The following is a 12,788-nucleotide window of genomic DNA, read 5'->3' as shown; positions in this document are numbered from 1 at the left end:
CACAGCACACTCACCGAAAAATCCCGTCATTCCAACAAAAACCAGCCCCCCACCCCGCAGAGGCCCCGCCCTCCCATGTGCAACACCAACGACAACCACACCCGAAGCACGCACCCACCACGCCCCACACCGAGATCGGTCCAGTTCCGGCTCGAGATCGGTCCAATTCAGCCCGACCAACCCGACGTCGAAGCACGCACGACAAGCTCAGGGGCCAAAACCACATGCCCCACCTCGGGAACCATCGACGAACAGCAGACCCGCGGAAGCACGACCGATCTCGACGCGAAACTCAACCGATCTCGGCACGGGTTACGACCGATCTCGACGCGAGTTTCGACCGATCTCGTGGCGGAACCGGACCGATCTCGGCGAGGGGGTGGTGAGGGGATGACAAAGGGGCGAGCGGGTCCGCGCGCGGCCCGGCCCCTCGCTACACTCGGCTCCATGATCGACCTGCGCGTGCTCCGCGAGAACCCCGAGCCTTACCGCGCCAGCCAACGAGCCCGTGGTGCCGACGTCGCCCTCGTCGACCGCATCATCGAGGCCGATGAGGCCCGCCGCACCCTCCTGCAGAACTTCGAGTCTTTGCGCGCTGAGCAGAAGACCGTGTCCAAATCGGTCGGCAAGGCCTCGCCGCAGGAGCGCCCGGCGATCCTCGCCCGGGCCAAGGAGCTCGCGGCCGGGGTCAAGGAGGCGCAGGCGCAGGCCGATGCCGCAGCCGCGGCCCTCGATGAGCTCGCCCACCAGTTCCAGAACCTCATCGAGGGCGCCCCGGCCGGCGGCGAGGAGGACTACGTCGTCCTGCGCCACGAGGGCGGTCGGCCCCGCGACTTCGCCGCCGAGGGATTCGAGCCCGCCGACCACCTGGCGCTCGGCGAGGGCCTGGACATCATCGACACCCGCCGCGGCGCCAAGGTCTCCGGAGCCCGCTTCTACTATCTCAAGGGCTGGGGCATGCGCCTGGAGCTCGCCCTCATGACGGCGGCCCTCGACCGCGCCGTCGCCCACGGCTTCACCCCCATGACCACCCCCACCCTGGTCACCCCGCAGGTCATGGGCGGCACCGGATTCCTGGGCGCCCACAGCGACGAGATCTACTACCTGCCCGCCGACGACCTCTACCTCACCGGCACCTCCGAGGTGGCCCTGGCCGGCTACCACGCCGATGAGATCCTCGACCTGTCCGCCGGCCCGCTGCGCTACATGGGCTGGTCCACCTGCTACCGCCGCGAGGCGGGCGCCGCCGGCAAGGACACCCGCGGCATCATCCGCGTCCACCAGTTCAACAAGGCCGAGATGTTCGCCTACGTCCGCCCCGAGGACGCCGCCGCCGAGCACGAGCGCCTCCTGGCCATGGAGGAGGAGATGCTGGCCCTGGTCGAGCTGCCCTACCGCGTCATCGACACCGCCGCCGGGGACCTGGGCTCCTCGGCCGCCCGCAAGTTCGACTGCGAGGCCTGGCTGCCCACCCAGGAGCGCTGGATGGAGGTCACCTCCACCTCCAACTGCACCACCTACCAGGCCCGCCGCCTGGCCGTGCGCGAGCGCCGCGACGGGAGGACCTCGCCGGTGGCCACCCTCAACGGCACCCTGGCCACCACCCGCTGGATGGTCGCCATCCTGGAAAACCACCAGACGCCCGACGGCGCGGTGCGCGTGCCCGAGGGCCTGCGCCCCTATCTGGGCGGTCTCGAGATCATCGAGCCCGTCGTCTGAGACGCCGCCCGTGAACGACCACGATGCCGACTCGGCACCCGAGAACGGCCCTCCGGCCCCCGGTTCCGCGGCGGGTCCCCGCGCCGTCGCCTCGACTGGGCGGCCTCTCGCCGAGCCCGCCGCGGGCCGCGAGACCGGCGCCCGCTCGGAGCCCTCGAGCGATCGCACCCGCGCTCACCGCACGATTCGGCCGCTGTCGCATGACGACTACCAGCGCGTGGTCCGGGCCCGCATGGCGGACCTGGACCGGCTCGCCCCTATCCCCGCCGAGGTGCGGGACGGAAAGCCGCTCGGCATCGTGTCGCCGGATCCTCTGCCCGGTGGCGCCGCCGGCAGCGGCAGTACCTCCGCCGGCACGGTGGCCGGGTCAGTGACTGGCTCAAGCGCCCCGGCCGTCGGACTCCTTCCCGACGAACGGCTCCTGGTCGCCCTCGACGTCGACGGCACCATCTTGGATATCGAGGGGCGCATCTCAGAGCGGATGATGGCCTCCCTGGCCCGTCTGCGCGCCCGCGGCGTCCGGCTCGTCATCTCGACGGGGCGCGGCATTCAGGCGGCCCTGCCCGTGGCGCACCGTGTCGGGCTGACCGATGGGTGGATGATCTGCGCCAACGGCGCCATCACCCTGCGCATGGATCCCACCGCGCCCAGGGGCTACGAGGTCATCGACTCGGTCACTTTCGATCCCGCCGACGCCATCGCGGCCCTGTCGCGCGCGGTACCCGACGGCATCGTCGCCGTGGAGGTCCTCGGCGGAGGCTTCAAGGTCTCGCGGCCCTTCCCCGACGGTGAGCTCATTGAGGCGCAGAGGGTCGTGAGCCTGGAGGAGATGGCCTCTCAGCCCGTCACCCGCGTGGTGCTGCGCGCGCCGGGGATGGATGTGGAGGAGTTCTCGGAGCTGGTGGCCGGCTGCGGGCTCCACTCGGTGGAGTACGCGATCGGGTGGACCGCCTGGCTGGACGTCGCCCCCGCTGGCGTGACCAAGGCGTCCGCCCTGCAGGCCCTCGCCGCGCGGCTGGGCGCGGATGCTGAGCGCGCCGGGCATGCCGGGCGCGCTGAGCACGCTGAGCAAACCGGACACACCGGACACACCGGGCAAAAGATGCACACCATCGCGGTGGGCGACGGCGCCAACGACATCGAGATGCTCCGGTGGGCGGGAATCGGTGCAGCCATGGGATCGGCGCCCCAGTCGGTCAAGGATAGCAGTGACATCGTCACCGAGCCGGTGTGGCACGATGGCTGCGCCGCCCTACTCGATGCCGTTGTCGAGCGAACTAGAAAGAGGGACCGGAGCTGATGGCGCGTTCACTGCTCACTCATGCCTTCCGCGCGCTTGCGCTCACCGCCGTCCTGGCGCTGACCGGTACGGGCCTGACCGCCTGCAGCAGGCCGCACGACCATAACTCCGACCTCAGCTCCTGCGAGGTCCTCGCCAGATACGCGCCCAAGGACGGGGCGAGCGGCTCCGTCAAGATCGCCACCGCCCTGACCGGCACGGAGGGGGAGCGCTTCGAGCAGTCCCTGGCGCGCTTCGAGGAGTGCACGGGTATTGACGTCGTGCACGAGGGCAGCGACAAGCTCGAGGAGAACCTGCGCGGCAGGGCCGCTGGGACGGCTGACTGGAATGCTGATCTCGCCGTCGTCCCGCAGCCCGGGCTCGTGGCTGATCTCGCGGACGAGGGCGCGCTCAGCCCGCTGTCCGACGTCGTGGGCGCCAATGTCGAGCTCGGCTGGGATCATGCCTGGTCCGCGGCCGGCACCGTCGACGGCACCTTCTACGGGGCGCCGCTCATGGCCTCGGTCAAGTCCTTCGTGTGGTACTCCCCGCGGGCCTTCGCCGACGCGGGGTATGAGGTTCCGGCCACCTGGGACGAGCTGGTCGCGCTGACCAACAGGATCGCGGCTGACCACCCCAAGGGCGAGGTGACGCCCTGGTGCCTGGGAATGGCCGACGGCGGCACCACGGGCTGGTCCATGTCTGACTGGCTCGAGGAGAGTCTGCTGACCACCGGCGGCGTCGAGGCCTACGACGCCTGGGCCGACCACGACGTCGCCCTCGACTCTCAGCCCGCCGTCAACGCCCTGGGCACGGTCGACTCCCTGCTGATGGAGAAGGGGCATGTTCCCGGCGGGCGCGAGGGCGCCCTGTCCACCACCATGGAGCAGGCCGGCCAGCAGCTCGTGGACGGCTCGTGCCTCATGATGCTGGCCTCCTCGAGCTTCGAGACGACTCTGCCCGCCGGCACCATCATTACCGACGTCAAGGGGCGCAGCGGAAACGGATCGAGCAGCAGTCCGACGACGAGCGGCAGTGCCGCAGCGAGTGGCGGTGCCACGACTGCCGGGACTGACGGGGCCGACGGCGCTGCCGGCACTGAAGAGGGTGCTGGCGCTGAGGGCGCTGAGGGCGCTGACGGTGCTGCGAGCGCTGCTGGCACTGCCGGCGCTGAGGGCACTGCGAGCGCCAGCGCCACTGCGAGCAGCGGGCCGCCTGTGAGCATATCGGCCTTCACCTTCCCCGGCGTCGGCGACGACGATGGGGATCCTCCGGTGCTCGTCGGCGGGGATTACCTCGTCTCCCTGCATCAGGCGGACGGGACGTCCGATGCGGCCGACGCCGTCATGGACTACCTCACCAGCGCCGAGTGGGCGCAGCAGCGGGCGGAGCTGGGCGGGGTGGCGACCGCCAATCGCGGCGTGGACGTGAGCGAGGTCAGCTCCGACGTGACCGTTCGCGCCACGCGCATCCTCCAGTCGCGCCAGAGCGTGATCCGCCTGGACGCCTCCGACTCCATGCCCGCCGAGGTCGGCACCGACGCCCTGTGGTCGGCGCTGACCTCCTGGACGGCCGGGGACCTGGATGCCAAGAAGGCGCTGGGGCAGGCGGAGGCCGCCTGGCCCAAGTGATCCGGGCGACCCGCGTGAGCGGCAGGCTCGAGCGAGCGGTCGCCTGGCCCGCGTGAGTGGTCGCCTTGCCCGAGCGAGCGGCAGGGCGGGGCGCGCTATTGCGTCCTCACGTCGAGGTCGACTTTTTCGAACGAAGTAGACGGTGCCACCGTCTACTTCGTTCGAAAAAGTCGACCTCGACGCGTGAGGCGTAGGCACCATAGGGCGGACACCACGACGGGCCGCCTGCTAACGTACGACTCGTCCGGTTCGCCGTCACGATGCGCGGGCCATTGAGAATATCTGCGGACATCTGCGGATATCTGAGGACGTCAAGCAGCGGGAGCGCCGACCGGGTCGAGGAGGACTCATGGGACTGGGATGGTTCGGAGCGCCGGAGCACAATCGCTGGCTCGCCGCTGAGACGCATGCCCTGCTCCATTTCGCGCGGTCGGCCAAGGTTCCGGCGGGCTTCGGCTGGATCGGCGAGGATGGCCAGGTCGATACCTCTCATCCAGTCGAGCTGTGGATCACCGGCCGCATGACCTTCGCCTTCTCGCTGGGCGCCCTCATGGGCATCCCCGGCTGCCGTCGCTACGCCGACCACGGAGTGCGCTCCCTGAGCCGGGTGATGCGCGATACCGAGCACGGCGGCTGGTACTCCGCCGTCGGACATGAGCTCGACGCCAAGGGCCGGGGCGTCCCCGTCGATCCCGAGGGACGCAAGGAGTGCTACCAGCACGCCTTCGTCCTGCTCGCCGCGGCCGCCGCCACCGCCGCCGACCGCCCCGGCGCCCATGAGCTTCTGCGCGACGCCATGGCGGTGCAGGACCGCTACTGGTGGGATGAGACCTACGGTCTGCCATTCGAGTCCTACGCCCGCGATTTCACCGACCCCGAGGACTACCGCGGCATCAATGCGGCCATGCATACGGTCGAGGCATACCTCGCCGTCTCGGACGTCACCGGCGACCTGACCTGGCTCACGCGCGCGGTCCAGATCATCGACTTCGCCGTTAATGTCCAGGCGCGGACGAATGACTGGCGCCTGCCGGAGCACTACGACACCCACTGGCGCCCCGACCTGGACTACAACAAGGACCAGCCGGCCCACCCCTTCCGGCCCTACGGCGTCACACCGGGGCACGGCCTGGAATGGGCGCGCCTGATCGTCCAGGCCCGCTCCGCCCTCGTGACCCGTTCCCTGCCCGTGCCGGATTGGATGCTCGACGCCGCCGAGGAGCTCTTCGACCGGGCGCGCACCGATGGCTGGCGCGTGGACGGCGCTCCCGGCTTCGTCTACACCACGGATTTCAACGGCACGCCGATCGTCCACGAGCGCATGCACTGGGTGGTCTGCGAGGGCATCAGCGCCGCTGCCGCTCTGCGCCGCGCACTGCTCGACGACGGCCGCGGAGAGATCGAGGTCGAGCACTACGAGCACTGCTACCGCTCCTGGATCGACTACGCGGAGGAGCACCTCATCAAGGCTCCGGGCGTGTGGGTCCACGAGCTCGACCGGGACAACGAGCCCTCCACCCGCACCTGGGCGGGCCACCCGGACATCTACCACGCCCTGCAGGCCACGCTCATGCCCCGTCTGCCCGTGTGGCCGGCGATGGCGCAGGCCTTGGCGGAGGGACGTCTGGACAAGCCCGCCTCGCCGGTGCCGGCGTCGGCCAAACCGACTCGCAGACGGGGGTTCTTCTCCCGCGGTTGACGCCGGTCGGCGCGGCCGATGCCGTTGATTCGGTTGAGGCGGTTGAGGCGGCTGAAGCGGATTGCCCGCGTGGGCCATGGCGTTGCGCACCGGGGCGGTGGTGGTAGTGTCGGGTCGCCCGCACGAGCATCGAGTGGTTCGAGTGGTTGTCGGGCATGGAGAGATGACAGAGCGGCCGAATGTGGCGGTCTTGAAAACCGCTGTGCGCCTGGCGCACCGGGGGTTCGAATCCCCCTCTCTCCGCCATTGAGCCGGTCGTGCTCCGCCGCGAGTTCGGTCGTAACCCGTGCCGAGATCGGTCCACTTCCGCGTCGAGATCGGTCGCAGTCCGCACCGAGATCGGTCCGCACCGGGCTCACACGTCGAGGTCGACTTCCTCGAACGAGATCGACGGCGCCACCGTCGCCTTCGTTCGAAAATGTCGACCTCAACGTGAGGGGGCGGGCGGCGCGAGTGGCTGCCGAGCGGCGTCTGCACTGGCGATCAGGGTTTGGCCTCGCACTGTGCTCTGAGGTAGGCTCGTCGGGCCGATCCGGCACATGGAGATGTCGCATAGTGGCCTAGTGCGCCTTCCTGCTAAGAAGGTTGGGGATAAAACCCCTCGGGAGTTCGAATCTCCCCATCTCCGCTCTCCGCCGCACTCGCGGGCTCATCGCGTCGCGCCCGCAGCGTTCGGCCTCTGCCCGCGCCGCCTTCTTCTGCCGCCGCGCAGCCTTTCCAGCCTGCTCAGTCCGCCCGATACATGTGAGAGCGGTCATTTCCGCGGGTCACGCCGGGACGGTACCGTGTGCCCGACAGCTCCCCTCTCCTCCCCATGATCTCCAACTCCCCATGATCTCCAACTGATCCCCACTGACGCACCACGATGTGCGCCTGACCCTGGCAGGAAGAAGAATCGTGCGCCACATCCCTTCACTGCGCCGCGTCGCCGCGGCGGGCGTTGCAGTCCTCACAACCCTGACAACCCTCACAGCTCTCACAACCCTGACAGTCCCGGCCCTGGGAGCCCTGGCGGCCCCCATCGCGGTCGCCGCTCCCGACGATCAATCTCAATCCCAGTCGCAGACCCAGACCCAGACCGCCACCGGCGATCCGTCCTCGAAGATCACCGCCGACCTGACCATGCCCGACGGCACCAAGGCCGAGACGGTCGAGAACCGCTGGTTCGTCCAGTTGTCCTCCCCGGGTACCGCGGCCGGCGGGTCTCAGGCCGCCATCGAGGCCGAGCATGCCGACCTCGCCAAGGCGATCAAGGACGCCGGCATCGATGCCCAGGTCACCACGGAGTACGAGACGCTGTGGAACGGGGTCGCCCTGTCGGTCGGCGACTCCGAGGTCGACTCCCTGGCCAGGCTCGACCAGGTCGTCGCGATCAAGCCCGTCGTCGCCATCCCCCGCCCGGACGACGCCGCGGGCGACGACCGCACCGATGCGGACAAGGCCGAGGGCATCAGCTCGCCCCAGATGACTCACGCACTGGGCATGACCGGCGCCGACGTCGTCCAGTCCAAGCTCGGCTACACCGGCAGCGGAGTCAAGATCGGCATCATCGACTCCGGCATCGACTACGACCACGTCGAGTTCGGCGGCACCGGCACCCCGGGCGCCGAGACCCCCGATGGCGACGGCTCCACGGCGTTCCCCACCTCCAAGGTCGTCGCGGGCTACGACTTCGTCGGCAATGCCTACGGCGACCCCAATGTCGCGGAGGAGTCCGCGCGCTACAAGGCCGTCCCGGACGCCTACCCCGATGACTGCAAAGGTCACGGCACCCACGTCGCGGGCATCGCCGCGGCCAAGGGAACGCCCGGCACTGAGCAGGTCACCGGCGTCGCCCCCGACGCCCAGCTGGGCGCCTACCGGGTCTTCGGCTGCGCGGGCCTGACCAGCGCCGAGATCCTGACCGCCGCCATGGAGAAGGCCGGCGACGACGGCATGGACATCGTGAACCTGTCGATCAACGCCGAGTACATGGTCTTCCAGGACTACCCGACCGCCGTCGCCGCCGAGAGCCTGGCCTCCAAGGGCGTCATCGTGACCGGCTCCCAGGGCAATAGCGGCGATGCGGGCCGTTGGACCATGGGCGCCCCCGCCTCGGCCGAGCACGTCCTGGCCGTCGGCAGCGTCGACAACACGGTGGAGAAGAACTTCTACATGACCGTCTCCACCAACCCCGACCAGAAGTACCTCTACGCGCCGGCCGAGGGCGGCGGCGCCGAGGTCGTCCGCGACGACGCGGCTACGCATCCGCTTCTCGCCGCCGGGGACCCGACCGCCGACGGCGCGGACGAGGAGACCGACGCCTCCCTGCTGTGCACCGCCCCGGCGGCCGGCACGTACTCCGGCAAGACCGTGCTGATCCGGCGCGGGATCTGCCCCCAGCGGCAGAAGGTCCTCAACGCCCAGGCCGGCGGCGCCGACGCCGTCGTCCTCGACAACGATCGGCCGGCCATCTTCACCGCCTTCCTGTTCGGCGACGACGGGGAGCAGATCACCATCCCGGTGGTCACCATCTCCCAGGAGGACGGCGACGCCATCCGCGGCGCGCTCGCGGCCGACTCCACGCTGACCTACACCGAGGACGTCGCGGAATTCGACCGCGCCACCGCCGGGCTCGTCTCCTCCTTCTCCAGCTGGGGTCTCAACGAGTCCCTGCAGACCAAGCCCGACGTCGTCGCCCCGGGAGGCAAGATCTGGTCCACCTGGCCGATCGACCACGGCGGTCCCTACCTGACCGCCCAGGGAACCTCGATGGCCGCTCCGTACACGGCCGGCATTGCGGCTCTCGTCATGCAGGCGCATCCGGAGATCAAGGACGCGTCGGGCTTCGACGCCTTCGAGCAGATCGCCTGGCGCCTGCACTCCACCGCCAACCCGGTGCCCTGGACCGACGCCGGGGGAGACACCTCGCTCCTCGAGTCCGTCGCCCGCCAGGGGGCCGGACTCATCGACGCCGATGCCGCCGTCCTGGCCACCACGCAGACCAGCTCCTCGGCGCTCAGCATCGGCGAGTACGAGAAGCACCCCGACGGGTATCAGACCTCGGTGACCCTGACCAACCATGCCGACAGCCCCGTGACCTACGCACTGTCCCACGAGGACGCGGTGACGATCACCGGCTCCTCGGAGGCGCCTCAGCGGGGCACGGCCTCGCCGTCGACCGTCTCCAGCGATGGTCGGTCGGTCACGGTCCCGGCGGGCGGGACCGCCACCGTCGATGTCACGATCACGGCGCCTGAGGGCGTCGCCGACGGCGACTTCTTCGGCGGATGGATCGTCCTGACACCGTCCACCGGGGACAGGGCGCTGCGCGTCCCCTTCCAGGGCGTGGGCGGCAACCTCGCACTGGCCGGAGTCCTGGGTGGGTACACCTCCTTGGGCAACCTCAAGGGCGAGCCCGTCGACCCGGCCTCCTACGTGTACGGCGACTCCGCGCTCACCAGCCTGGGCGCCTACGAGGACCTTCCGGTCGTGTTCATAGAACCGGCCATCCCGTATCGCGACTCGACTATGGAGGTCTCCCGCGTCAACGCCGACGGCACCACCGAGAACCTCGGCGTGGTGGCCTCCAGTGCGGGCACCCACACCCGTGCGGATGAGCCGCGATTCGTGTGGAACGGCAGCTATCTGGTGGGCGACAAGGTCATGCAGGCCCCCACCGGGCAGTACCAGCTCACCGTGCGCGCGCTTCCCGTGGGCGGTGACAAGGATCAGGACTCCGACTGGGCGCAGTGGACCTCGCCGACCTTCAGCATCGACTGGAAGACTGAGGGCTACATCCCCCAGAGCGAGCTGACCGTCACCTCGCCCGATGGGACGGGCGGCGACGCGGAGGCCGCGGGGGCACTTTCCGACGACAACATCTTCACCGTTGCCGAGGGCTCCGCCGAGTCCACGTATGACATCGACCTCGGCGGCGTCTACGACGTCAGCAAGGTTCACAGTACGTTCGAGCAGCACGCCGCAACGGGCCATGCGACCCGGTGGACCGTGCAGACCTCTGAAGATGGGGCCACATGGTCCGACGCCGGTTCCGGCGATATCGAGCCGGGCGCTTTCAGTCCTGCGATCCTCGAGCTGGGCACGGCTGTGCGCGCGCGGTACGTCCGCGTCTCCCTGGTCAACGGCCAGGACGGCGCGACGGCGCTCCAGACCGCCGAGCTGCGCGTGGCCGGGACGGCTGCGGGCGGAGGCGCCGATCCGACGTCGGCGCCGAGCGGGTCGGCCGCGCCGAGCGGGTCGGCAGCGCCGGCCGACCCCTCGGCGTCCACTGATCCCTCCGCAGCCGCCGACCCCTCGCGGCCGACGCCGCCGGACCAGGTGAATACGGCCCTGCAGGACCCCGATTCCGAGGCCGGCGGCGCGGCAGGCGGCTCGGCGTCCGCGGCTTCTGATAAAGGCCACCCCTTCCTGGCCAGGACCGGCACGACCCTCGTGATCGGAATCGTGGGTCTGGCACTCGTCGTGGTGGGCGGTCTTCTGCTCGTCCGTCGTCATCGCGGATCGGGCGACGGGGACGACGGAGAATGACCGAGAGTAAGGCCGATCGAGACTGATCAAGATTCGGAGGAGTGGAACGCGTTAGCATGCGGCTTGTGTAAACTGCGCTGGCCTCGGGCAGCCGCGAGGGCGCCCGAGGCCAATGCGCTTCTCGCCGCTCGTTTTCGCATGTGCTCAGGCTCACGAGGTTGCGATTTGTCTGGGAACCTGGGCGCCGAGTAATGTTCCTGAATGTCGGAAACGACATGCGCCAGTAGCTCAACGGATAGAGCATCTGACTACGGATCAGAAGGTTGGGGGTTCGAATCCCTTCTGGCGCACCAACGCCCCGTCATCGGCTGAACAGTCGGTTGCGGGGCGTTTTCCATTCCCTGCCGATCCATGCCGAGATCGGTCGCTCCCCGCCTCGAGATCGGTCGCATTCCGCGTCGAGATCGGTCCGGTTCCGCACCGAGATCGGTCCGGTTCCGCACCGAGATCGGTCCGGTTCCGCACCGAGATCGGTCCGGTTCCGCACCGAGATCGGTCCGGTTCCGGCTTGAGATCGGTCCACTGCGGGATGCCGGCGCGATATCTCTCCTCAATCTCCCCTCAGGAGCGCCCGAATGGCACCATGGGCACGTGCGAGACATCACCAAGGACACCCGACTGTGCATCTCCCTGTCCGCCCGGCCCACGAATATCGGCACCAGATTCCACAACCACCTTTATGAGGTCCTCGACCTCGATTTCGTCTACAAGGCGTTCACCACCGACGACATCACGGCGGCCATCGCCGGTGTGCGCGGCCTGGGAATACGCGGCTGCTCCGTTTCCATGCCGTGGAAGGAAGACGTCATCGCCCTCGTCGATGAGATGACCCCCTCGGCCGACGCGATCCACTCGGTCAACACGATCGTCAACGATGACGGCCGCCTGGTGGCCTACAACACCGACTTCATCGCCATCCGCGCCCTCCTCGACATCCACGACGTGCCGCGCACGTCCTGCGCGGTACTCGGCGCCGGCGGCATGGCCAAGGCATGCGTCGCCGCGCTGAAGGACGCCGGCTTTCCGCCGGGAACCGTCGTGGCCCGCAACACCGTCACCGGCCCCGCGCTGGCCGAGCAGTACGGCTGGTCCTGGACGGCCTCCTCGGAGGAGCTGGACGACGGCGACGCCGCACTCCTGCTCAATGCCACTCCCGTCGGCATGGCCGGGGGACCCGCTGAACACGACTTGCCGGTGAGGGAGGAGCTCATCAGGGCCGCCGACGTCGTCTTCGACGTCGTCGCCTTCCCCTCCCGCACGCCGCTGGTGCGCGCCGCCCGGGACGCGGGTAGGCCCGTCATCAGCGGAGCGGGGGTCATCGCCCTGCAGGCCGCCGAGCAGTTCGCCCTCTACACCGGCGTGCGCCCCACGCCCGAGCAGGTGGAGGAGGCCTCCCGCATCTCCCGGGCCTGACAGGGGAACAGGGCGAGGGGAGGCGGAGTCGCGGTTTCCTCTCGTCGACTTCGACCGACGCCGAGGGGCCGCGGACGTGCGCGGACCCGCTCGCCCCTTTGTCATCCCCTCACCACCCCCTCGCCGAGATCGGTCCGGTTCCGCCGCGAGATCGGTCGAAACTCGCGTCGAGATCGGTCCGGTTCCGCCACGAGATCGGTCGTAACCCGTGCCGAGATCGGTTGAGTTTCGCGTCGAGATCGGTCGTGCTTCCGCGGGTCTGCTGTTCGTCGATGGTTCCCGAGGTGGGGCATGTGGTTTTGGCCCCTGAGCTTGTCGTGCGTGCTTCGACGTCGGGTTGGTCGGGCTGAATTGGACCGATCTCGAGCCGGAACTGGACCGATCTCGGTGTGGGGCGTGGTGGGTGCGTGCTTCGGGTGTGGTTGTCGTTGGTGTTGCACATGGGAAACCGGGGCCTCTGCGGGGTGGGGGGCTGGTTTTTGTTGGAATGACGGGATTTTTCGGTGAGTGTGCTGTG

Annotated in this window: 6 protein-coding genes and 3 tRNA genes; all 9 read left to right on the top strand. The window is 69.3% G+C overall.

Going from position 1 to position 12,788, the window contains the following annotated elements:
* Positions 1-447: 447 nt before the first annotated feature.
* Positions 448-1,719: a serine--tRNA ligase gene (serS, locus tag W5W_RS0101545; RefSeq protein WP_008731793.1), complete on the top strand. Its 1,272-nt coding sequence runs from the start codon at positions 448-450 to the stop codon at positions 1,717-1,719.
* A 10-nt stretch (positions 1,720-1,729) separates the two neighbouring features.
* The gene (locus W5W_RS0101540) at positions 1,730-3,019 is read left to right on the top strand and encodes an HAD family hydrolase (RefSeq protein ID WP_017194063.1); all 1,290 of its coding nucleotides are present in this window, start codon (positions 1,730-1,732) and stop codon (positions 3,017-3,019) included.
* Complete coding sequence (locus tag W5W_RS0101535; protein ID WP_017194062.1) at positions 3,019-4,629, top strand: ABC transporter substrate-binding protein; 1,611 nt, start codon at positions 3,019-3,021, stop codon at positions 4,627-4,629. Before W5W_RS0101540 ends, W5W_RS0101535 begins: the two co-directional genes overlap by 1 nt.
* Positions 4,630-4,978: 349 nt before the next feature.
* Positions 4,979-6,328, top strand: coding sequence for an AGE family epimerase/isomerase (locus tag W5W_RS0101530; protein WP_017194061.1), 1,350 nt, complete (start codon positions 4,979-4,981; stop codon positions 6,326-6,328).
* Between the two features lie 157 nt (positions 6,329-6,485).
* Positions 6,486-6,574 (top strand) — tRNA-Ser (locus W5W_RS0101525).
* Between the two features lie 295 nt (positions 6,575-6,869).
* A tRNA-Ser gene (locus W5W_RS0101520) sits at positions 6,870-6,956 on the top strand.
* A 269-nt stretch (positions 6,957-7,225) separates the two neighbouring features.
* On the top strand, positions 7,226-10,858 hold the full coding sequence (locus W5W_RS0101515; protein ID WP_017194060.1) for a S8 family serine peptidase: 3,633 nt from the start codon (positions 7,226-7,228) through the stop codon (positions 10,856-10,858).
* A 217-nt stretch (positions 10,859-11,075) separates the two neighbouring features.
* Positions 11,076-11,151, top strand: a tRNA-Arg gene (locus W5W_RS0101510).
* 298 nt (positions 11,152-11,449) lie between these two features.
* Positions 11,450-12,271 (top strand): shikimate 5-dehydrogenase, encoded by an 822-nt coding sequence (locus W5W_RS0101505; RefSeq protein WP_017194059.1) that lies wholly within the window; start codon positions 11,450-11,452, stop codon positions 12,269-12,271.
* Positions 12,272-12,788: the final 517 nt, after the last annotated feature.

Source organism: Actinomyces massiliensis 4401292, from assembly GCF_000269805.1.
Classification (GTDB): domain Bacteria; phylum Actinomycetota; class Actinomycetes; order Actinomycetales; family Actinomycetaceae; genus Actinomyces; species Actinomyces massiliensis.
This window is presented reverse-complemented; position numbering and strand designations above follow the sequence as displayed.

What these genes read in the sequence shown, in the direction of transcription:
- serS (WP_008731793.1), top strand. Translation starts at nt 448, where the DNA reads ATGATCGACCTGCGCGTGCTCCGCGAGAACCCCGAGCCTTACCGCGCC.
- W5W_RS0101535 (WP_017194062.1), top strand. Translation starts at nt 3,019, where the DNA reads ATGGCGCGTTCACTGCTCACTCATGCCTTCCGCGCGCTTGCGCTCACC.
- W5W_RS0101530 (WP_017194061.1), top strand. Translation starts at nt 4,979, where the DNA reads ATGGGACTGGGATGGTTCGGAGCGCCGGAGCACAATCGCTGGCTCGCC.